This window comes from Bacillus sp. FSL R5-0654 (assembly GCF_038008745.1).
In the GTDB taxonomy this organism is placed as follows: Bacteria; Bacillota; Bacilli; order Bacillales; family Bacillaceae; genus Bacillus; species Bacillus safensis.
Map to the genome: position 1 here is coordinate 2,085,038 of NZ_JBBOZV010000001.1, position 21,287 is coordinate 2,106,324.

Annotated in this window: 23 protein-coding genes; 1 reads left to right on the top strand and 22 read right to left on the bottom strand. The window is 41.3% G+C overall.

All coding sequences use genetic code 11. The features are described 5' to 3' along the window. Positions 1-27 precede the first annotated feature (27 nt). Positions 28-900: a YitT family protein gene (locus tag NSS76_RS10390; RefSeq protein ID WP_024422789.1), complete on the top strand. Its 873-nt coding sequence runs from the start codon at positions 28-30 to the stop codon at positions 898-900. Positions 901-930: 30 nt separating this feature from the next. On the opposite strand, the gene ypjB is transcribed toward NSS76_RS10390, so the two are convergent. The 22 genes from ypjB to ndk form a co-directional block, all read right to left on the bottom strand. Further along, positions 931-1,734: a sporulation protein YpjB gene (ypjB, locus tag NSS76_RS10395; protein ID WP_024422790.1), complete on the bottom strand. Its 804-nt coding sequence runs from the start codon at positions 1,732-1,734 to the stop codon at positions 931-933. Positions 1,735-1,799: 65 nt separating this feature from the next. Next, a complete protein-coding gene (locus tag NSS76_RS10400) occupies positions 1,800-2,393 on the bottom strand; it encodes a DUF1405 domain-containing protein (protein WP_024428102.1) in 594 nt (197 codons plus the stop codon). Positions 2,394-2,493: 100 nt separating this feature from the next. Continuing rightward, positions 2,494-3,261 (bottom strand): menaquinol-cytochrome c reductase cytochrome b/c subunit, encoded by a 768-nt coding sequence (locus NSS76_RS10405; protein ID WP_024422792.1) that lies wholly within the window; start codon positions 3,259-3,261, stop codon positions 2,494-2,496. A 41-nt stretch (positions 3,262-3,302) separates the two neighbouring features. After that, positions 3,303-3,977 carry a menaquinol-cytochrome c reductase cytochrome b subunit gene (gene qcrB / locus NSS76_RS10410; protein ID WP_003215804.1) on the bottom strand — a complete coding sequence of 225 codons (675 nt, stop codon included), beginning with the start codon at positions 3,975-3,977 and terminating at the stop codon, positions 3,303-3,305. A 2-nt stretch (positions 3,978-3,979) separates the two neighbouring features. After that, positions 3,980-4,486, bottom strand: a complete 507-nt coding sequence (locus tag NSS76_RS10415) for a ubiquinol-cytochrome c reductase iron-sulfur subunit (protein WP_007500911.1) — start codon at positions 4,484-4,486, stop codon at positions 3,980-3,982. Between the two features lie 144 nt (positions 4,487-4,630). Continuing rightward, positions 4,631-5,077 (bottom strand): YpiF family protein, encoded by a 447-nt coding sequence (locus NSS76_RS10420; protein WP_056767126.1) that lies wholly within the window; start codon positions 5,075-5,077, stop codon positions 4,631-4,633. Positions 5,078-5,138: 61 nt separating this feature from the next. Beyond that, positions 5,139-5,678, bottom strand: a complete 540-nt coding sequence (locus NSS76_RS10425; RefSeq protein WP_008344562.1) for a ReoY family proteolytic degradation factor — start codon at positions 5,676-5,678, stop codon at positions 5,139-5,141. Between the two features lie 75 nt (positions 5,679-5,753). Beyond that, complete coding sequence (locus NSS76_RS10430; RefSeq protein ID WP_024422794.1) at positions 5,754-7,025, bottom strand: tetratricopeptide repeat protein; 1,272 nt, start codon at positions 7,023-7,025, stop codon at positions 5,754-5,756. A 280-nt stretch (positions 7,026-7,305) separates the two neighbouring features. Then, on the bottom strand, positions 7,306-8,592 hold the full coding sequence (gene aroA, locus NSS76_RS10435) for a 3-phosphoshikimate 1-carboxyvinyltransferase (RefSeq protein WP_024422795.1): 1,287 nt from the start codon (positions 8,590-8,592) through the stop codon (positions 7,306-7,308). A gap of 10 nt (positions 8,593-8,602) precedes the next feature. Continuing rightward, the gene (locus tag NSS76_RS10440) at positions 8,603-9,718 is read right to left on the bottom strand and encodes a prephenate dehydrogenase (protein ID WP_024422796.1); all 1,116 of its coding nucleotides are present in this window, start codon (positions 9,716-9,718) and stop codon (positions 8,603-8,605) included. Between the two features lie 114 nt (positions 9,719-9,832). Then, complete coding sequence (gene hisC / locus NSS76_RS10445) at positions 9,833-10,930, bottom strand: histidinol-phosphate transaminase (RefSeq protein WP_024422797.1); 1,098 nt, start codon at positions 10,928-10,930, stop codon at positions 9,833-9,835. Positions 10,931-10,941: 11 nt separating this feature from the next. Next, on the bottom strand, positions 10,942-11,745 hold the full coding sequence (gene trpA / locus NSS76_RS10450) for a tryptophan synthase subunit alpha (protein ID WP_024422798.1): 804 nt from the start codon (positions 11,743-11,745) through the stop codon (positions 10,942-10,944). Next, entirely contained in the window at positions 11,742-12,941 is a 1,200-nt protein-coding gene (gene trpB, locus NSS76_RS10455; protein WP_024422799.1) for a tryptophan synthase subunit beta, read from the bottom strand. Before trpB ends, trpA begins: the two co-directional genes overlap by 4 nt. Beyond that, positions 12,922-13,590 (bottom strand): phosphoribosylanthranilate isomerase, encoded by a 669-nt coding sequence (locus NSS76_RS10460; RefSeq protein WP_042968091.1) that lies wholly within the window; start codon positions 13,588-13,590, stop codon positions 12,922-12,924. The genes trpB and NSS76_RS10460 overlap by 20 nt, the downstream gene beginning before the upstream one ends. After that, positions 13,587-14,339 carry an indole-3-glycerol phosphate synthase TrpC gene (gene trpC / locus NSS76_RS10465; RefSeq protein WP_024422801.1) on the bottom strand — a complete coding sequence of 251 codons (753 nt, stop codon included), beginning with the start codon at positions 14,337-14,339 and terminating at the stop codon, positions 13,587-13,589. The genes NSS76_RS10460 and trpC overlap by 4 nt, the downstream gene beginning before the upstream one ends. Further along, complete coding sequence (trpD, locus tag NSS76_RS10470) at positions 14,332-15,354, bottom strand: anthranilate phosphoribosyltransferase (RefSeq protein WP_024422802.1); 1,023 nt, start codon at positions 15,352-15,354, stop codon at positions 14,332-14,334. Before trpD ends, trpC begins: the two co-directional genes overlap by 8 nt. Then, complete coding sequence (gene trpE, locus NSS76_RS10475; RefSeq protein WP_149126514.1) at positions 15,326-16,873, bottom strand: anthranilate synthase component I; 1,548 nt, start codon at positions 16,871-16,873, stop codon at positions 15,326-15,328. Before trpE ends, trpD begins: the two co-directional genes overlap by 29 nt. Before the next feature lie 231 nt (positions 16,874-17,104). Continuing rightward, positions 17,105-17,488: a chorismate mutase gene (gene aroH / locus NSS76_RS10480; RefSeq protein ID WP_024422804.1), complete on the bottom strand. Its 384-nt coding sequence runs from the start codon at positions 17,486-17,488 to the stop codon at positions 17,105-17,107. Continuing rightward, on the bottom strand, positions 17,485-18,576 hold the full coding sequence (gene aroB / locus NSS76_RS10485; RefSeq protein WP_025093055.1) for a 3-dehydroquinate synthase: 1,092 nt from the start codon (positions 18,574-18,576) through the stop codon (positions 17,485-17,487). The genes aroH and aroB overlap by 4 nt, the downstream gene beginning before the upstream one ends. Beyond that, on the bottom strand, positions 18,576-19,748 hold the full coding sequence (gene aroC, locus NSS76_RS10490) for a chorismate synthase (RefSeq protein ID WP_024422806.1): 1,173 nt from the start codon (positions 19,746-19,748) through the stop codon (positions 18,576-18,578). The genes aroB and aroC overlap by 1 nt, the downstream gene beginning before the upstream one ends. A gap of 73 nt (positions 19,749-19,821) precedes the next feature. Then, positions 19,822-20,601, bottom strand: a complete 780-nt coding sequence (locus NSS76_RS10495; RefSeq protein ID WP_024422807.1) for a CheR family methyltransferase — start codon at positions 20,599-20,601, stop codon at positions 19,822-19,824. A 145-nt stretch (positions 20,602-20,746) separates the two neighbouring features. Further along, positions 20,747-21,193, bottom strand: a complete 447-nt coding sequence (ndk, locus tag NSS76_RS10500; protein ID WP_024422808.1) for a nucleoside-diphosphate kinase — start codon at positions 21,191-21,193, stop codon at positions 20,747-20,749. Positions 21,194-21,287: the final 94 nt, after the last annotated feature.

Genomic DNA, 21,287 nt, shown 5'->3' on the forward strand with positions numbered 1-21,287 from the left:
TGTCTAAGCAAAAAAAGGAGTGGTCTCTTGCTAAAAGAAATTCGTCTTAAAAATATCGTATTTATTTTAATAGGATCTGCGATTTTTTCTTTCGGTCTTGTTCATTTTAATATGCAGAACAATTTGGCGGAAGGCGGATTTACAGGTATTACACTGCTTTTATATTTTCTATTTCACATTGACCCATCTATTTCAAACCTTGTCTTAAACATTCCGATCTTTTTTATAGGCTGGAAAATGCTCGGCAGAACGATGTTTACTTATACAATTGTAGGAACAGTGAGTCTTTCTGTCTTTCTTGCCATCTTCCAGCGCTTTCAAATACATATGCCTCTCCAGCACGATTTAGCCTTAGCCGCCCTCTTTGCAGGTGTATTTATCGGAACAGGCCTCGGAATCATCTTTAAATTCGGCGGTACAACAGGCGGTGTGGACATCATTGCAAGACTGATCAACAAGCATTATCAGGTGGCAATGGGACGAACAATGTTCATCTTCGACGCATGCGTCATTACCATCTCTTTGACCTACTTAAATTATAAAGAAGCGATGTATACACTTGTCGCAGTGTTTGTTGCTGCGAAGGTCATTGACTTCATGCAAGAAGGCGCTTACGCTGCCAAAGGCGCCATGATTATCTCTGAAAAAGATGACATCATTCAAAAGAAAATCACAGATGAAATGGAGCGCGGTGTCACCATCTTAAAAGGGGTCGGTTCCTATACGAAACAGGAGCGCAACGTTCTTTATTGCGTCGTTCCGAAAAACGAGCTTGTCCACCTTAAAAGCGTCGTGACCTCAGTCGATCCTCATGCGTTTGTATCTGTCAGTGACGTGCATGATGTACTCGGTGAAGGCTTTACATTAGATGAACACAAAAAGCCGCTCAATCCGCATTAAAAAAGAAGCACCAGTTTTGGGCTTCTTTTTTTATGATTTAGGATAATCAGCCTGACGTTTTTGCTTCTTTTCTTTTTCTGCACGATATTTCCGAAATCCAACATACGTTAACGTTAATAAAATGATACTCCCGGTTGTTAAGATGACCCATAAAAGCGATGGATCCGCTTCATCTTCATCGACGTGAGCAAACACACTCGATAAATCCTCTTCCAGCTTCGTGAGACGTTCAAGCTTTGTCCCACTTGATGCTTTTAAAAATTCACCTTGCTCAATCACTTCCATGTGCTGCTTAATCGTCTGCAGCTTTTCAGGCGAAATATCAATGGTTAAACTTGGATAGATCATATCGTATAAAGAAACCAGCTCATTCCAAGTTTCATAAAATGTCGTCGATTCTGGATCTTTTACTTCTTTTTTCAAAGTAGGAAAAGAGCCCATAATAGGCTTCTCCAGCGAACCCCAAAGAGGCTCAGAATCCGACTGGATCGCATCAAGCAGCATTCTAAATTGAGAGGCATAACGAAGCTTTTCGCGCTCATTCAATTCTTCCTGCGGCAGCCCTTTTATCATATCTTGATAGCCAAGTGTAATTTGCCGAATCTGCGTATTCGTCAAAGTTCCACGCCAATTCTCAGCTTTAAATGTCTTTTCAACATACAATGCGACTTGTAACGCCTCATCATATTTAGCTTGTCTCGTTAATTGAAAGATGGAATCTGATAGTTCCGTTAATTCTTGCAGCGTGTTAGCAGCTGTTTCCTCACCTTTGACAACTGCTGGCTGTAATACGAGAAAAAATAATAGAATCATCGCGATTGGCTTTCGTTTCATGCAAGTCCCTCCTAGCCCTTCTCCTTACAGCGTATGAAGAAAAGGACAAGGTTAGACCAACATTGTTAAGGGAGTTCAAGCTTGACCGATTTTTTCGATAGAACGAGATAATACGAAACAAGAAGAACCGCAATACTTAGCCAAAACGTCACGTAGCCGATCTCGTTTGAGTAAGCAGACAGCATAGAATAACGGGGCATCATACCAAATACATAATCAATTACATCATTATGTAAGATCCAAATGCCTGCTACCACGAGATGACGCATTTGAAAACGATAATATGGCGCAAACAATACAGCCTGAACCGCCATCGCAAAGTGAGACCCAATCAGCATGTATCCTTCCCACGGAAAATCATCGACAGATAAAAGCACAAAGATATTCATTCCTACCGCCCATAACCCATATTTAATCAAGGTCACAAGAGCAAGTGCTTCAAAATAAGGAGCATTTCGTTTCATCAAAAACGCAAGTAATACAAATAAAAAGAAAAAGCTGGCCGTTGGACTGTCTGGTACAAAAGCTAAAAAGACAGCCGGTGTCTCTACGAGCTGCGGAATATACCAATAGTAGCCGTACACAGTGCCAAGGAAATTGATCATAAGCACCAGCACAAGCATGTAGCGCGTCGCTAGCAAATATTGAATCCATCTCATATGTCTCTTCACTCACGATCTGTTAAAATCAGAAAAAAGCTGACAGCGCCAGCTTTTTCTCTTTTGAGTATATCCTTGTACTTGCATTTAAACAACTGAATTATTTTGATTTGACCTCAGATAAATATTTAGAGAGCTTCTCAAGTTCTTCATCACTGCCTTTAAAGACACCCTTCGGCATGTTGCCTTTTCCTTCTACAGCGATTTTAGCGATCTCCTCAGGCGAAAGACCGTTGTCAACAAGTGACGGTCCGGCTGCTCCGCCCTGCATGTTATCCCCGTGGCAGGAGATACATGTCTGCTCTTGATAAATTTTATACTCTTCAGCTGAAGTATCAATCTCTGCTTCTTTCTTAATCTCACCTTGTTTTGCCGCTGCTTCCCAATCATGAGTTGCAACAGACTCCCACGTTAAATATGTTGCTGCGCCGACTGCAAGAATCATCATCCCGACTGCAATTGGTCTTCTATACGGTCTGCGTTCTGGACCTGAATCAAGAAATGGTGCGAGCAAAAGTGCACCAAACGCAATTCCAGGCATAATCATCGCGCCGACGACAGTGAAGTTTCCTGCAGCAAATTCATATTTTAATAACTGGTACAAAAATAGGAAATACCAGTCTGGCAGCGGAATATAGCCAGTATCTGTTGGATCAGCCATCCGCTCAAGCGGAGGCGCATGAACAACAGTTAGGACAAGAAAGCCAATTAAAAAAACGGCACCTACAAGCCATTCCTTTAAAAGAAAGTTCGGCCAAAAGGCTTCTGTTTTTCCCGGATATTCGGAATAGTCTTTAGGTATGTTAGGTTTTCTTTCTGCCGGTATTCTGGAATCTCCGACAAACTTCATCCCTTTTCCCCTATGCAAAGTCATCCCCTCCTCATTGAACATTCATCAAACGCAGCATTTTATAGCGGTCCAGAAATTCCTTGCTTACGAATCATAATAAAGTGGGCAGCCATCAGCCCAAATAATGCCGCTGGCAAGAAAAAGACATGGATAGCGAAAAATCTCGTCAGCGTTTGTGCCCCTACAATGTCAGGATGACCTGCAAGCAGCGTTTTGATCTCTTTACCAATGAAAGGTGTTGCTTCTGCTATTTGAAGACCAACCTTCGTCGCAAACAGCGCCTTCATATCCCATGGTAAAAGATAACCTGTAAAACCAAGTCCAAGCATCACAAAGAAAATGAGCACACCAACAATCCAGTTCAGCTCTCTAGGCTTTTTATACGCCCCTTGGAAAAAGACCCTTAGCGTATGTAAAAACATCATCACGATGACTAAACTCGCACCCCAGTGGTGCATCCCTCTGACAATCTGGCCAAATGCCACTTCATTTTGCAAATAATAGACAGATTCCCAGGCATTTTTAATATCCGGCACGTAATACATCGTTAAAAACATGCCCGAAAGGACTTGAATGACTGTCACAAAAAACGTTAAACCGCCAAAACAATACACAAAAGCGGAGAAATGATGTGCTGGGTTGACGTGCTCTGGCACCTCGTGATCCGCAATATCTCTCCATATTGGTGTAATGTCCAGCCGCTCATCTACCCAATCGTAAATCTTGTTAAGCATCGTTACCCTTCCCCTTTCGGCACAGCTTTTCCAAGATAGAGGTATCCGTCCTTCACTTGCTGCTTATAATGGTCAAGCGGTGCAAGCGGTGGAGTTCCGGGTACGTTTGTACCATCCTTGTCGTACAGCCCATAATGGCACGGGCAGAAAAATTTGTTTGGATTTTTCGGATCACTGTTCCAGTTCACTGTACATCCTAAATGTTTACAGATTGGCGATAAAGCGACAATTTCATCCCCTTCTTTGTACACCCATGCTGACCTAGATTCCTTTGACTCGTACCATGCATCTACTTGATCAATTTTAAAGTCAAAGCGCTTCGGTTCCTTTGTCAGTTCATCTACACTGACAACTTGAACCATATCCTGATCCTCTGTTCCTTTTAGCACAGGGTCAAGCGCAAAGCGAACCATAGGCATGAGCATTCCAGCGGCCATAAATCCCCCCACGCCGGTCAACGTGTAATTCAAAAATTGACGCCTGGACACTCCATGTCTCTTCTCGCTCATTTTTTTCTCCCCCCCTCAGGTCGTCAGCTACTTTATAACTGAATTAGAAAAAATTTCATAAAACTAGGACACCCTCATAATATATCAATCTATTCACAAGGTCAACATTCTAAAAAGCTATGTACAATGCAAATGTAAGGGTTTTTATGAAGGGTTCCATTTTTGTAACAAAAAGTTCAAAATTTGTTCTACACTGTCTTGAATGACTTTTTGCTTTAATTCAACCTTCAAATGCTCCAGCGGAACCGGCTTGAGCAAAAATAGCGATTCACTGATCTCAGTATGCTCTTTCCACTGGTGATCAGATGTGATCAATACGACATGCTGAAAATGATCCTTGAGCGACTGCTTCATTATGAGTATATCTTCTTGTTTCCGGTCACTCACTTCCAAATATGTATGTGGCGGAAAAAGAAAAACCCGCCCTTTTAACTGTCTTTCAAGTTCATCTGCTACAAGAATAGTAAACTCTCCTAAAGACACGGTTTGTTTCATTTGATCCGCATCAATCCCAACTAATGGAATGATAGCGGTATCAATGTAAGCTTTAGATTGCAAAAAGCGATCCGCGTCCTCTGATTGAAACCTCATCAATTTCCCCTCTTTCATGACATAAGCCCTGCCTGTGTAGGGCAAGGCTTATTCGTTCAGTTTATGACAATAGGCTTAATTCTTTTGCCAGCTTATTAAATGTTTCTTGATCATGACGGTCAAGTGCTTCATCTATCTCTTTCATGAGCCGTTCTTTTTGGAAAGTTGCGATTGAATGCTCAAGCACTTTCTCAGCAAGATCCTTATCTTTTTCGTTCTCATAAAGATCCTTTGGAATATGAGGATTTGTTTCAAGAACAGCTGCATATTCCGGCGAACGATAAGCAGAACGGAAATTCAATTGAATAAACAAATCCTGCTGTTTATTCAAACGAATATCATGAAATGACTTTTCAGCATCTGTCGTCATGATGTTTTCTTTATAAAATCTAAAGGGAACTTCATCCACACAGTGTGTTGACATGATGATTCCCCTTGGGCAAAATTCTGCTTGCTCTACAAAATGAACCTTTTCCATCAAAGAGTCGTGACTCATTAAATAATTTAATATCCAAACACACTCTCTTCGCTTTAGCTGATAATGGTTTAAGAACCACCGGATAAATTCCTTTTTTTCATTGACAGAAACAGGGGTCTGCATGTTATTCCCTCCTCTATCGTAAATTAAATTGCTATACATGAATTATTCAACAAACCAGTTCTTCATTCCTGCAAACTATAAGGAAATTTCGTCTTCAATTCTTAAAATCGTTTCTTCAATTTCTTCATTCGTGCCATCTTTCTCTAGAACTTTGCGTAATAACGGCAATGCTTCTTTTTGTCTGCCCTCTTCTAAAAGGAACGAAGCGTATTCATATAAAAAGTCACGCTCCTCATCAAAATCAGGCAGGGCAAGCTTGAAATACTCGGCAGCTTCTTTGTATTCTTCTCGCCCGACAGAAGCAGATGCAGCATACCAATTCCATTTTGGATCATCTTCCCCAAAGCTTTTAACCTCTTTAATAACATCCAGAATTTCATCAAACAGCTCTTCATTTAAATAGATCGCCAGCAATGTTTGAACTGCTTCAATATAACCCGGATCGAGAGCAAGTGCTTCTTGAAGCAGTTTTTTCGCATCTTCTGAATCCCCATTTTTCAAATCAATCTTAGCACCATATAAATATAATTCTTTGTTATACTCATCAACTTTAATACCCTCTTTTACTACTTCTAAAGCCTCGTGATATAGTCCTTCTTCCTCATAACTTTTCGCTAAAGGCATATAAAGTGACGAATAGGACGGATCAATATCTTTCAGTTCTGTAAGCTGCTGAATGGCTGTTTTCGTTCTGCCAGCCCTCATTGCTGTAAATCCGTAGCCAAAAAGAGTATTTGGGTCTGCTTGATCTTTTACTGCCTTTTCGTACCATTCAAGTGCATCCTCAAATTCTCCAGCTGTGCTGAGCGATTCAGCGAGCCGCTGATACACATTGACACCGCCAACCTCATGCTGTTGATCTGCCACTTTGTAGAAATAATCGGCCGCTTTTTTTGAAAGGCCTTGAGAAAAATACAACTCACCTAATGCAAAATCGATGATGGCTTCATTCGGAAGTAGTTCTTTCGCTTTTAAAAGCTTTTGTTCACTGACTTCAAATAGTCCTTGCATTTGATACAAATCTGCCATTAACAATAAACTCTCTGGGTACGCATCATCATCTTCAGGAATCGTTTCTAATACTGCAATCGCCTTCTCTTCTTCATCAGAGTCAATCAACAGCTCTGCATAAAAACACGTTAAACCTGTTTCCTCTGGATATAAATCATGTAAATCACTGATGAGATTCCGTGCTTTATCGATATCTCCCCAATCATAATATAATTGAGCCGCTTGCGCCTTTTCTTCATCATGCAAATGCTTCTCTGCTTGAGCAAGTGTTTGGAGTCCTTTTTCAGTCTCACCCGCCTCAACTAATTTTATGGCTTCTTGTAATGAACTATTCAAATCAAACCGTTCCTTTCTGTTTCCAAAAACCTAAACTATTGTTACTTCATATCATAATCGACAGGTACACATCCAGCAAATATGTTGCTCTTTTAAAATGAACCCATTTTTGTGATTTAAAGACTGTTTTTCATTTCATCCTATACGAAACTGATGATTTGTAAACTGCAGACACTATTTTTATCGGACAAAATGTTTTTTTTCAAGGTTTCACCTTGAGACAAGCTATGCTATATTTCTGACAAATATGCAAAAGGAAAGAAAAAGCCTGAGGACCTCCTCAGACTGTTTTCGTTAAATATTCAATGTGTTCAAAGAAATTCGGGTATGAGACACGAACAGCATCTGTATCTTCAATCTCAATTGCTTGCTTTGTCACACATGCGGCAATTCCCAGCATCATACCGATACGGTGATCTCCGTAGCTTGAGACGACTGCGCCGCCTTGAAGCGTAGTTTTACCATGAATCTTCATACCATCATCTGTTGCTTCAATATCAGCACCGAGTTTTTTAAGTTCTGATACGACTGTATCAATTCGATTGGTTTCTTTAACTTTTAACTCAGCAGCATCTTTAATGATCGTTGTTCCTTCTGCTTGGGTCGCAAGAAGCGCAATAATCGGAATTTCATCGATGAGTCTTGAAATCATGTCACCAGAAATTTCAATCCCTTTTAATGATGAAGTAGAAATCGTTAAATCACCATACGGTTCTCCGCCTTTGGCATCTACTTCATTGATCTCAAGGTTTGCACCCATAAGTTTCAGCACATCAATAATACCTGTTCTTGTTTTGTTTAGCCCGACATTTTTTAAGACAATCCGGCTGTTAGGAACGATTGATCCAGCTACAAGGAAAAATGCAGCTGAAGAGATGTCTCCAGGAACAAATATATCGGTTGCTGTTAATGTCTGGCCGCCTTCAATGGAAACACTTTGTTCATCTTCATCTAGTTTTACACCAAACATAGAGAGCATTCTTTCTGTATGATCTCTTGATTTATGTGGTTCAGTTAATGTTGTTGTACCCTCTGCTTGCAGCCCAGCTAAAAGGACAGCCGACTTTATTTGTGCACTTGCCACCGGGGACTCATAAGAGATGCCTTTTAAATGACCGCCACGCATAGACAGTGGTGTATACTCGCCATTTGCTCTGCCGTCTATTTTGGCTCCTAGTTGTTTCAGCGGACCCGTCACTCGTTTCATTGGTCTTTTGGCAATACTCTCATCACCAATTAGTGTACTGTGAAACTCACAACCAGCTAATATTCCCATCATTAATCGAATGGTTGTACCAGAATTGCCAACATCAAGAATGTCAGACGGCTCCTTGAGCTCTTTCAGTCCTTTACCATGAATGACAACATCTGTCCCTTTTTGTTCAATTTCAACGCCCATCTTTCTAAAGCAATCAATCGTACTTAAACAGTCAGCACCAGGAAGAAAGTTTTTCACTACTGTGGTCCCTTCAGCAATTGCACCAAACATCACTGATCTATGTGAAATAGATTTATCACCTGGGATATGAATTTCTCCATTCATAGGAGCATTTTTATGAATTTTCATGTTTGTCACCTCAGTCAGCATAAAATGTATCGTAATTCGCTCTATTTTTTATACAGATTTCTGCACGCTTGCGGTCGTCGTCTGTTTGAAAACTAATGCGTAAAATCCCATTAATGTCTTCCCGCGTCTCAATAATACGGATATTTGTAATACTAATGTTTTCACTTGCTAGATGCCCTGTAATCTCCGAAATGACCCCAGGGTGATCCGGAACATCGACATACAGATCATAAAAGGCAGGAATGGCACCTTTTTTCCTTAGAGGCAGTCCATCACGATATTCCTTTGCATCTTGAAAATAAGAGAACAATCCTTCAGCATCTTCTTGCTCTACGAAGGTTTCAATGCGGTTAATCTCTTTTTTCCATTCATGAAAACGGTCTAAAATCTTATGTTTATTGTGCAGCAGGATATCCCGCCACATTGCAGGATTACTTGAAGCAATTCGTGTGATATCACGAAAGCCTCCAGCAGCAAACCGTTTAACAAGTGGGAATTGTTCTTCAAAATGATGCGCTTGATGCACAAGGCTGGCTGCAACAATATGAGGAAAATGGCTAATGACACTTGTCACAGCATCATGTTCTTCTGGTGTCATCTCGATGAAATGAGCATTTGTCCCCTTTAGCAAATCCATCAACCGATCAACAGCTTGGCGGTTTGTTTCCTTTGCAGGCGTTAAAATGTAGAACGCATTTTCAAATAAAAAGTCTTTTGCAGCAATAACACCTGACTTATGAGAGCCTGCCATTGGATGTCCACCAATAAATTGGTACTGCTCAGGCAGCGCTTTTTCAGCAAAATGGACGACCTTTTGCTTTGTGCTGCCGACATCAGTGATTGTGAGCTCTCTTTCAATTCCAGAGTCTGCAATATCACTAAGCATTTTTACTGTTTGCTGGACAGGTGTTGCCAAAATAATGGTTGAAGATTCTTCTAAACCAGCCAGAAACGAATCAGCTGTTGCATCAATAATTCCCAGCTTTGTTGCAGCAACCATTTGCTCTTTGGAAACATCAAATCCTACAATTTTTTTATGAGGATACTCTTTTTTAATCGAGAGTGCAATGGATCCCCCAATTAAACCGAGTCCAGCGATTAATATTGTTTCGTTTGCATCATTCATATTCATCACCTGATTTTTCGCGAAAATTAAACAACTTATTTCAACAGCTTATATGTATTGAGGTTGGTACAATGAAAGCCATATCCTGCCTTAGGATATGACTTTATGGTTATGCTACGCACGAATGCCTTGCAGTAAATCGGCAAGTGTACTTAGAATGTCTTCATTTTGCTCTTTTGTTCCGACGGTAATACGTAAAGAAGTCGGAAAACCAAGTGCTTTCCCGGAACGAACAATGTAACCTTTTTTCAATAATGCATTGAACAATTCATCTGCATCTCTTTTAAAATCAATCAGCACAAAGTTTGTTTGAGATGGATAGATATATAGTCCAAAACGGTCTGCAAAATCTTGATATTGCTTGAGACCTGCTTCGTTTTTCTGTCTGCATGATTGTATGAAATCTTGATCTTTGATCGCTGCACGAGCAGCTGCCTGAGCGATACGGCTGGTATTAAACGGCTCTCTCGCTGGTTCAATGGCAGTAATCAGCTCTTCTGATGCAATTCCGTAGCCTACTCGAAGCGCTGCAAGTCCATATGCTTTAGAAAACGTTCGAAGTACAATGACATTTTGATAATTGTGTAATAAAGATAAACTGTTTGGAAAATCTTCCGCACGAACGTATTCAAAATACGCTTCATCTAGAACAACAAGCACGTGAGCTGGCACTTCGTCTAAAAACGCCACAATCTCAGATTCTGACAAATGATTTCCTGTCGGGTTATTTGGATTACATACCCAGACAACCTTCGTGTTTTCATCGATCGCATCCAGCATGCCCTTCAGATCGTGAGCTCCTCCTTCTAAAAGAGGCACTTCTCGAATTTCAGCATGTTCAATCACTGCATTGTGACGGTATTGCGGAAAAGATGGAGATGGGATGACGGTATTTGTATGTTGGTCAAGGAAAGCTCTCGCAATAATTTGCACAAGTTCATCTGAGCCATTCCCGAAAATTAATTGTTTTTCACTTACTTGCAGAAACTCAGCAAGCTCCGTTCTTAAACTTGCGCTGTATCCATCAGGATAAATCGCTAAATGTTCGAGCTCAGCTTGTATTGCCTCTCTTGCATGTACAGAACATCCAAAAGGGTTTTCATTTGAAGCCAATTTCACAATTTTGTCTAATTGATATTCTTTTTTGACCTCTTCAATTGGTTTCCCAGGTTGATACGGTTTTAGCTGTTTTAATTGATCTTTGATTTGCAAAATGTTTCACCTCATTTGAATGAATAGAGGGGACTAAATGTTTTTGCATATGTTTCAAATTCTCTTAAAGCCTCTTGGCGTGTATCACTTGCCAGCAATTGTTCTTGAAGCTCTTCAATTTTTTTCACAAGTGCACTTCCGACAACAACACCGTCACTCAGTTGATTCATTGAGTCTACCTGCTCTCTTGTTGAGATGCCAAAACCGACCGCAACCGGTATGTGACTCAGCTGTTTCACTTGTTGAATAAAATCTGTAATTGACGCGTCAAAGGATTGTCTGACACCTGTTACACCAAGAGATGAAACACAATACACAAAACCTTCTGCCTGCTCTACAATGTTTACTAATCGTTCCTTGCTTGTTGGTGCAACGAGTGAAATATATGAAATGTCATGTGTTTGACAGTTCTTTTGCAGCTCGCTGCTCTCTTCAAACGGCAAGTCGGGTGTTAAGAGTCCCGAAATATGATTTTTGCGCAGTAAAGCGAAAAAGTATTCTGTGTCTAATTGTAACACAGGATTATAATACGTAAATAGAATTACAGGAATTTTTACACCGTTTTTTTTCATCTTCCCTGCTAATTCTATCGCTTTTACGATATTCATGCCATGATTTAGAGCTCTTTTGGAGGCTCTTTGAATGACAGGACCGTCTGCTAATGGATCGGAATAAGGAACACCGAGTTCAATCGCATGTGCACCGGCAGCTTGAAGGGAGATAGCTAAATCAATCGTGATGTCTTCTGACGGATCTCCAGCTGTGATAAATGGGATAAATAATTTTTCGTCTTGCTCTAATTGAAATCTAATCATTTTGTTTTCCCCTCACTTTCGAGCACGTTCATTAATGTATGCACATCCTTATCGCCTCTTCCTGACAGGCAGACAAGGACGATTTCGTCTTCATCCATCGTCTTGCTTACCTCAAACGCTTTGGCTAGCGCATGTGCAGATTCAATTGCTGGCAGAATTCCTTCTTTTTCAGTCAGCAGCTTTAGTGCATCTAGTGCTTCTTGATCTGTCGCACTCACATATTGAACCCTCCCGCTCGCATGTAAATATGCGTGTTCTGGTCCAATTCCCGGATAATCTAAACCAGCGGAAATAGAATATGGCTCAATAATTTGGCCAAATTCATCTTGGATTAAATATGTCAAAGACCCGTGGATCACACCTTTGGTTCCTTTCGTGATGGTTGCAGCATGGAGCGGCGTATCGATTCCTTTTCCAGCTGCCTCTACACCAATGATATCTACCTCTTCATCTAAAAATGCCCGGTACATTCCAATGGCATTACTTCCGCCGCCAACACAGGCAATAACTTTATGAGGAAGTCTTCCTTCTTTTTCAAGCAGCTGCTCTTTTGCTTCATCACCAATCATGCGCTGGAACTCGCTGACGATTTGAGGATACGGATGAGGGCCTACAACGGAGCCGATCATATAAAAATGATCACTGCAGTGCTGAACCCAATAGCGGATGGCTTCGTTAGTTGCATCTTTTAGTGTGCCATTTCCGCTTGTGACAGGTATGACTTCAGCGCCAAGCAGTTTCATTCGGAAGACATTGAGTGATTGTCTTTCCACATCTTCTTTCCCCATAAATACCGTGCAGGATAACCCGAACTTAGCGGCCACCGTTGCAGCAGCTACTCCGTGCTGGCCCGCGCCTGTTTCTGCGATGATGTTTGATTTCCCCATTTTTTTCGCAAGCAGGGCCTGACCAAGCGCATTGTTAATTTTATGAGCACCTGTGTGATTTAAATCTTCTCTTTTTAAATAGATTTTTGCGCCGCCGAGGTATGCTGATAATTGGTCAGCATATGTAAGCGCAGTTGGTCTGCCTGAATAGTTTCGAAGTAGTGATACATATTCTGCTTGAAAAGCAGGGTCCTCTTTTAATTCACGAAATGCCTGCTCGATTTCTGCAAGTGGCTGCATGAGCGTTTCCGGGACAAATTTCCCTCCGAATTCTCCGTATCTGCCAATCTCATTTGGATATGCGTACATCATTTAACATCCTTTCTTCGAGCGCTTCGATCTTAGCGCTGCTTTTCTTTCCGTTTTCTTCTATTCCGCTTGAAAGATCGATCGCTTCTGGACCATAGGCAAGGAGCTCTGCTATCGTTTCTGGTGTGATGCCGCCTGCAATTATGCAAGTTTTCTCCAGCCGTTTTGCATGCTGAACGTATGCAGGCACCGCCTCCCAAGCAAAAGCTGTTCCAGAGCCGCCTCTCATCCCTTTTACTTTCGCATCAATAAGGAAGCCATCGACAACAGGCGCAAATGCCGTCATTTTTTCAAGCGTGTTTGTGATATTGGATTCGTGGTGGAACACTTTCCAAACGACAGCCCCTGTTTGTTGTTTGATTTCTTTAGCGTCATCCTGCGTTTCATCTCCATGAAGCTGTACGATATCTAAAGGTATATGTTTTGTGATCTCACACACTTTTTCGATCTTTTCATTTACAAATACACCGGCAATTTTTTTCTCACACTTTGTTTGGATGAGCCAATGTTTCACTTGATCTGGCTGGACTTGTCTTTTACTTGGAGCAAAAATAAATCCAATGGCATCTGCGTGAGATTGCGCAATACATTCCACATCATCTTGTGATACTGCCCCGCAATATTTTACATAAGGCTTCATCCTGTTCATTCTCCAAACAATGTCTGAACGGCTTTTTCTTGTGATTGTTCTCTCATTAATGATTCTCCTACAAGAACTGCACCCGCTCCATGTTTCTTCACAAAAGCCAGATCATCAAATGTTTGAATACCGCTCTCACTCACTAGTAAAACATCTTTTGGAACAAGGGGTGCGATCTCTTTTGTTTGTTCGACTGTTGTTATAAATGTATTTAAATTCCGGTTGTTCACTCCAATGATTTCAGGAGTGAACAACTTTAAAATATTTTCCAGTGTGTCTGCTGCATGTACTTCGACAAGGACATCAAGGCCTTTCTCTTTCGCTTCAGCATAGAGCTCTTGCAGCTTTTGCGGCTCAAGTACTTCTCCAATTAATAAAATGGCATCTGCCCCTATACGTCTTGACTCTTCTACCTGTATGGAGTCAATGATGAAATCTTTTCTTAAAATTGGACGATCTACGTGTTTTTTAATGAGGGATAAGTATTCGTTTTTCCCTTGAAAGAACGGTTCATCCGTTAAAACAGATAAGCAATCAGCGTTTGATTTTTCGTAAGCTTTTGCTGTTTGTAAAGGATCAAAATTCGGTTGAATGATTCCTTTGGAAGGAGACGCTTTTTTCACCTCCGCAATGAGACCAATTGAGCGATGAGGATTCATGAGTGCTTCTTTAAATGATCGTCTTTCAAAGTGTCCATCTACTGGTAACTGCAATGTTTGAATATGTTCTTTTTTGCGGGCAATGATTTGATTAAGCATAGATCTCTTCCTCTCTCGTTTTTTGTTTTAAACGAGCCAATTGTTCTTTGGCTGCGCCGTTTTTAATCGTTTCAATTGCTTTTAATGTCCCGGCCATGAGGCTTTCTGACTTCCCTGCGACATATAAAGCCGCTCCAGCATTCAGGGCTGTAATATGAAGCGGCGCCCCTTCTGTTTGATGATTCAATATATTCTGAATCAATTTAGCACTCTCTTCCGGTGATTGGACCTGAATTTCTGATAAATATCCTTTTTGCAGCCCAAAGTCTTCTGGATTGAGTGTATATTCTGTCATGACATCTTTTTTGAGTTCAATCACATATGAATTTGCTGTAATCGTTAATTCATCCAGTCCATCTTCTCCGCAAACAAACAGCACATGTTCTGGCTCTAACGGTGCAAGGGCTTCTGCCATTAATTTTGCCTTTTCCTTTGAGTAGACACCGATGATTTGCTTTTTGGCTTGCATTGGGTGGCAAAGCGGGCCTAAGAGATTAAATACCGTCCGGAAGCCGAGCTGCTTGCGGACTGCGGCTACTTGTTTCATAGATGAATGATACAATGGTGCAAATAAAAAGCCCATGTTTTTCTCTTGTATTTGTCTTCTTGTTTCTTCTGGTGTGGATTGAATATGAATCCCAAGACACTCTAGTACATCGGCACTCCCGCTTTTAGAAGAAACTGATCGATTTCCGTGTTTGGCGATTTTGGCTCCAGCAGCGGAAGCGACAATGGCAGCGGCAGTTGATATATTAAAGGTGGAGAGTCCATCGCCTCCTGTGCCGCAAGTATCTACTACATCAAGCGCTCGTTCCATTGGTGCTGCATTTTGCCGCATGGCTTTCACAAAACCCGTCATTTCTTCAGCGGTTTCTCCTCTATGCGCTAAAATCGAGAGACTCGCAGCGACTTCAGCATCTGTTAAAAAGCCGCTCATCATATCATGCATGAGTTTATTTGCTTCATTTTCTGATAGAAAGCCTCCATTAACAAGAGCTGATAGTCGGTGATTCATCCTGCACACTCTCCTTTTCTGAGAAAATATGTTCCGCAAGCTGAATGGCTTTCAGAAGTGCTCCTGCCTTGTTACAGGTCTCTTCCCATTCATTTTCTGGGACAGAATCAGCCACAATGCCGGCGCCTGCTTGTATAGAAGCGGTCTGATTTTTGACGCTCATCGTACGAATCGTAATACAGGAGTCGATATTGCCGTCGAATCCAATATAAGCAATACAGCCGCCATACGTTTCCCTTGGCTCAGGCTCCATTTCATTTAATAATTGCATCGCTCTTATTTTCGGGGCACCTGTTAATGTGCCTGCTGGGAATGCGGACATGAGCGCATCAACTGGATGTGTATCCCGCTTTAGCTTTCCTGTCACAATGGAGATGATGTGCATGACATGAGAGAAGTTCACTACTTTTGTAAAGGTTGGTACGGACACACTGCCGTATTCTGCCACACGGCCTACATCATTTCTGGCAAGATCCACTAACATGTAATGCTCGGCTTTTTCCTTTTCATCTTCAAGCAGCTCTCTTGCTAGTTCAGCATCCTCTTCTCTTGTTGTTCCTCGTTTTCTTGTGCCAGCAATAGGATGAATTTCTAAATGACCATTTTTGGCATGGATTAATCGTTCTGGCGAGCTGCCGACTAAATCACGATCTTTTAATTTCATAAAATACATATAAGGAGATGGATTCACAATCCGAAGCACGCGGTATAACTCAAATGAACTCACTGATACAGGGATATCAAATCGCTGCGAGAGTACGCCTTGAAAAATGTCACCTGCTCGAATGTATTCTTTGATTTTTTCTACGTCTTTTAAAAATTGCGCTTTTTCATAGGTTGACGTCACATGTTCAAAGGATGGCGGCTCATTCATATTCCCTGATAAAATCAGTTCTTTCATATCAACCTTTGAATGGAGCTTGTGAATCATCTGTTCAAGCTGTTTTTGATTTTCTTTGTAAGCTCGAATTTTTTCGTCTTCTGTTTCATGTCCGGCCAGCTGAGTGTATTGGATAAAATGAACATGATTTGTTTCATGATCAAAGGCAATCATCGTTTGGCAGACAAATAATGTGCAATTTTCTGCCAGCGATGCGCTGCGGTGAGGCCTGACAGAAGGTTCAATGTTTGGGATCAGATCGTAGCTTAAGTACCCAACAGCCCCGCCTGTAAATGGGATATCAATATCTGGCGTTTTGATTTGATATTGCTCCTTCATCCAATCCAGCAGTTCTTTCAGCTCTTGCTTTTGCATGACTTCCTGCCCCGCAGCGTCACGTGCAACGTATTTGTTTTGGTCATCATGTAAGGTTAAAAACGGGTGCAGTCCAATGAAGGAATATCTCGACCAGCTGGAAGACTCATCTTTGCTTTCTAGCAAATACACAATATCTTGTTTGAGTTTTTCAACAATTTGAATCGGTGAGAGCGTATCGACTGTAATGGTTTCAACAATTGGGATCGTTTTGTAGGACTCACTGTCCTTTAAAAATCGGGTCAGGTTTGATTGGGAATTCATAAGCACACTCCTTAAATGGGATTAAGGAGAATGAGGGGACATATAGAGGGTTTGTATGAGTATACGAAATAAGCCTAAAAGAGGGTTGCTCTTTTAGGCAGTATGATTAAATAGAAGTATCGTATCTCTGCTCAACTCTACTCATCTCAACTACCCTAGTCTCATTCTCATCTTCTCTAAGCTTGCAATGCCGTTTACACCTGTGTGTAAACTTCGGCTGTTCATATCGTATTATAATTCCTTGTTTTTTGTCAACTGTAAATCAGGGCGAAGCGTCACAGCTTCTTCCAAGTATACATGCTGTATGTCTTCCTGCTTTGTATCCGTCTGGACAGTCATTAAGACACGAATACATTGCTTTAAACCGCCATCAATGTCCAGTTCCTGCATGCAAGTAACTGGTACATATGTCCATCCTTCAAACTGACGAAGTGCTTTTGCCGGAAAAACGGAGTGAATATCTTGTGTAGCTGAAATCAAGATCTGCACGACACGTTCTGGATCTACTTGGTTTCTTGAAATGATCGCTTCTAACAGCTGTTTCGTTTTGTTTAACACTTCTGTTTCTGTATCTTCTATTACAGTTGTAGCCCCACGTATCCCGCGAAACATCATAGACATCCCTCCTCCCGTTTCCATTCTTCGAGCCAGTAGTGCAGCTCATCTTTTGTGAAAGACTGCAAGGTGACGTCTCCAACCTGTTTTAATAAAACAAATTGAACACTGCCGCCCCTTGCCTTTTTATCTCCAATCATCCGGTCAACAAAAGTTTTTGTGGAAATATCTTGTGTGACTTTGACCGGGAACCCGAGCTCTTTCATCCACTCTTTTAGTTCCAAACGATTAAGGCTGAGTCCCAGCTGCTTTTCGCTCACATACAGTGCAAACTGCATGCCGATTGCAATGGCATCTCCGTGTGTGATGGCGCCATATCCATACTCTGCTTCAATGGCATGCCCGAGTGTATGGCCTAAATTCAAAAATGCACGCACACCTTGTTCTTTTTCATCTTCTTGAACGATAGACGCTTTGACTTGAATGCCTTGATACAGCATATGTGCCAGCTCGCTTTTTGATAAATCCGTCAAAGAACGAATGGCCATGAGTTCTGATAAAAATTCTTCACTTGAAATCAGTGCATGTTTGATGACTTCTGCAAAACCTGATCTTCGTTCAATTTGAGATAGTGTCTCAAGCATACTAGTATCATAGATCACAGCTTTCGGCTGATGAAACGCACCGATTAAATTTTTACCGAGCGGATGGTTGATCCCTGTTTTCCCGCCAACTGCACTATCATGTGCCAGCAGTGTGGTCGGCACTTGGATAAAATCAATGCCTCTCATATAAGTGGCAGCAGCAAAGCCAGCCAAATCTCCAATTACGCCGCCTCCCAGCGCAATGATGCAGGAGGAACGATCAAGCTGAAATTGAATGGCTTTCGTATGAATATGCTCAAATTCGGCAAAGGATTTTGACTGCTCTCCGCTCGGCACAACCACTTTGTTCACAGGCCACTTCTGCTGAAGTAAGCGAACCATCTCATCACCATAAATGGCATCAACAGCTGCATCTGTGACGATTAAGAGCTTCGTATAGGAATGCCCAGTGGAAGTTATCAAGTCGACGATATTGCGTTTAATCCCATCACCGATAAATACAGGATAAGTGGCTGAAGACGTCTTAACTTCCAGTGTTTTCATTAAAATTCCCTCTGAAGCTGGCGCATTTTCTCAACATTTTCTTTAATGCGGTCGATTTGGTCAAGGCCAAACTGCTCCACAACTGCATTGGCAATTTCCCATGCAACGACTGCTTCTGCAACAACACTTGCAGCAGGAACAGCACAGCTGTCAGATCGTTCAATACTTGCAGAGAAAGGTTCTTTTGTTTCAATGTCAACGCTTTGAAGCGGCTTATAAAGCGTTGGGATTGGTTTCATAACCCCTCTTACGACAATTGGCATACCCGTTGACATTCCGCCTTCAAGACCACCTAGGCGATTTGTTTTTCTCGTATAGCCCTTTTCTTCATCCCAGATGATTTCATCATGGACCTCACTGCCATTTTTAGAGGCTGCCTCGAAGCCAATACCGAATTCAACCCCTTTAAAAGCGTTGATACTAAGTACAGCACCAGCAAGCTTGCTGTCCAATTTACGGTCGTAATGAACATAGCTGCCAACCCCAACCGGCATCCCTTCAACGATGACTTCAACAATTCCGCCAATTGAATCGCCGTTTTTCTTCGCTTCATCAATTGCATCCATCATTTTCTGACCTGCTTCACTGTCATAGCAGCGAACAGGTGATTCTTCTGTTACCTTCTGCAAATCTTCAATAGACTCATATGCTGTATGAGCTGCTTTCACTCCGCCAATTTCAAGAACGTGGCCAGCTACTTTAATCCCTAGATGCGCCAAGATTTGTTTGGCAACTGCGCCTGCTGCTACGCGAACAGTTGTCTCGCGGGCTGATGAGCGCTCTAATACGTTTCTCATATCACGGTGTCCATATTTGATCGCCCCATTTAAATCCGCATGTCCTGGTCTTGGACGGGAGATTTGACGCTTCATTTCACTTTCTTCTTCTTCTGTGATCGGCTCTGCCCCCATCACCTTTGTCCAATGCTTCCAGTCGTTGTTTTCAACAACAAGTGCGATTGGGGAACCTAATGTTCTCCCGTGGCGAACACCACTTAACACTTTCGCCTGGTCTTTTTCAATCTGCATTCTTCTTCCGCGGCCATGACCTTTTTGTCTTCTAGCCAATTCATAATTGATGTCATCCTGCTCTATGTAAAGTCCCGCTGGAACTCCTTCAATAATTGTGGTCAGTTGTGGACCATGTGATTCACCTGCTGTTAAGTACCTCATGACTCAATCTCCCTTCATCGCATTAACGCTTTTAAGTAAAAATATAATAACACACTTGCTACTAAAAAGTCAGCTACATACCCTTCTTTTGATAAAAGAAAGTATCAGCAGATGTCAGTCCAAACTTTTCTGGGTGAAAAATTTGCTCTGTAGAACCAACAAATAATACGCCATTTTGTTTTAAACTGCTGCTCATTTTTAAGTAAATTTCTTCTTTTGCCTCTTCAGTAAAGTAAATCAGTACATTTCGGCAGACGATGAGGTCAAGCTGTTTTTCATATGGATCTGCTAAAAGGTTGTGCTTCTTAAATTGAATATGCTTTCGAACCTCATCCTTCACAGTGTAAAATGAAGAATCTTCTTTTGTGAAATATTTTTGCTTGATATGATCTGGCACCTCTTGCAGAGAGCGTTCATGATATCTGCCTTTTTGAGCTGACTGCAGAACTTTATCATCAATATCAGTTGCAATAATTTGGAAGTCTTTCACAAGAGGATGACTTGACAGCAGCATGGAGAGTGTATATGGCTCCTCTCCTGTCGAACATGCTGCACTCCAAATCTTTAGGGTGCCGCCATTTTTCGAAAGCAGCGGCAGGATTTTTTGATCAAGTACTTCCCAGCGCTGATAGTTTCGGTAAAATTCTGACACATTTATCGTCATGCGGTCCATCGTCTCATCTAATAATGCTCTGTCCTTTTCAAGCGCGGCCGCGAATGCTTCAAAATCTTTATATCCTTTTTTATCATAAAGTGATGTTAATCTTCGTTTCATTTGTGCTTCTTTATATAAATTTAAATCAACCCCGGTTAGTTTTTTCCATTTTCCAACAAATACTTGATATGGATCCATCAATGTCCTCTCCTGTCTCATCTATCTTTGTCCTAGTATAGCTGTTTTTATCGAAAATTTGTATCTTCTCATGAGAAATTTCGTGTAGAAAGTTCAATATAAAAAAAGCCAAAGTGCTCATTAGATGAACACCTTGGCTTGAAACTTAATAAATCCAGCTTGAGATGGTTTGATCCCAGCTTGTGAGTTCTTCTTGTTTGAAGAATAAGTTAATTTCTCTTTCAGCACTTTCTGGTGAGTCTGACCCATGGATAATGTTTTTCCCAACAGTCAATCCATAGTCTCCTCTTATTGTGCCTGGAAGCGCTTCCTTTGGATTTGTTTTGCCGATAATCTGTCTTGTCACGTCTACTACCTGTTCACCTTGCCATACCATTGCAAATACAGGTCCTGACGTAATAAAGTCAACCAATTCCCCGAAAAACGGTTTTTCTTTATGCTCTCCGTAATGGGTTTCTGCTACTTCCTTTGGAATACTCATTAGTTTTGCACCAACAAGCTGAAGCCCCTTTTTTTCGAATCTTGACACAATGTCACCGATTAATTGTCTTTCCACACCATCAGGTTTGACCATAAGAAATGTTTTGTCCATATACGTTTTCCACCCCGTCGTTATGTATGTATAGGCTTACATTGTTACAAAGTGATCGTATCATTTTTTTTTATAATAATCAATTTTTGACATA

Coding starts and splice junctions, on each gene's coding strand:
- aroA (WP_024422795.1), bottom strand. CDS start 8,592: ATGAAAATTCATAAAAATGCTCCTATGAATGGAGAAATTCATATCCCA.
- aroH (WP_024422804.1), bottom strand. CDS start 17,488: ATGATGTTTCGCGGGATACGTGGGGCTACAACTGTAATAGAAGATACA.
- aroC (WP_024422806.1), bottom strand. CDS start 19,748: ATGAGGTACTTAACAGCAGGTGAATCACATGGTCCACAACTGACCACA.
- NSS76_RS10460 (WP_042968091.1), bottom strand. CDS start 13,590: ATGAACAGGATGAAGCCTTATGTAAAATATTGCGGGGCAGTATCACAA.
- NSS76_RS10495 (WP_024422807.1), bottom strand. CDS start 20,601: ATGGATCCATATCAAGTATTTGTTGGAAAATGGAAAAAACTAACCGGG.
- ndk (WP_024422808.1), bottom strand. CDS start 21,193: ATGGACAAAACATTTCTTATGGTCAAACCTGATGGTGTGGAAAGACAA.
- NSS76_RS10400 (WP_024428102.1), bottom strand. CDS start 2,393: ATGAGATGGATTCAATATTTGCTAGCGACGCGCTACATGCTTGTGCTG.
- trpB (WP_024422799.1), bottom strand. CDS start 12,941: ATGTACGCATATCCAAATGAGATTGGCAGATACGGAGAATTCGGAGGG.
- trpC (WP_024422801.1), bottom strand. CDS start 14,339: ATGCTTAATCAAATCATTGCCCGCAAAAAAGAACATATTCAAACATTG.
- ypjB (WP_024422790.1), bottom strand. CDS start 1,734: ATGAAACGAAAGCCAATCGCGATGATTCTATTATTTTTTCTCGTATTA.
- NSS76_RS10420 (WP_056767126.1), bottom strand. CDS start 5,077: ATGAGGTTTCAATCAGAGGACGCGGATCGCTTTTTGCAATCTAAAGCT.
- NSS76_RS10440 (WP_024422796.1), bottom strand. CDS start 9,718: ATGAATGATGCAAACGAAACAATATTAATCGCTGGACTCGGTTTAATT.
- NSS76_RS10425 (WP_008344562.1), bottom strand. CDS start 5,678: ATGCAGACCCCTGTTTCTGTCAATGAAAAAAAGGAATTTATCCGGTGG.
- trpE (WP_149126514.1), bottom strand. CDS start 16,873: ATGAATTCCCAATCAAACCTGACCCGATTTTTAAAGGACAGTGAGTCC.
- qcrB (WP_003215804.1), bottom strand. CDS start 3,977: ATGCTTAACAAGATTTACGATTGGGTAGATGAGCGGCTGGACATTACA.
- aroB (WP_025093055.1), bottom strand. CDS start 18,576: ATGAAAACACTGGAAGTTAAGACGTCTTCAGCCACTTATCCTGTATTT.
- trpA (WP_024422798.1), bottom strand. CDS start 11,745: ATGATTAGATTTCAATTAGAGCAAGACGAAAAATTATTTATCCCATTT.
- NSS76_RS10415 (WP_007500911.1), bottom strand. CDS start 4,486: ATGAGCGAGAAGAGACATGGAGTGTCCAGGCGTCAATTTTTGAATTAC.
- trpD (WP_024422802.1), bottom strand. CDS start 15,354: ATGAATCACCGACTATCAGCTCTTGTTAATGGAGGCTTTCTATCAGAA.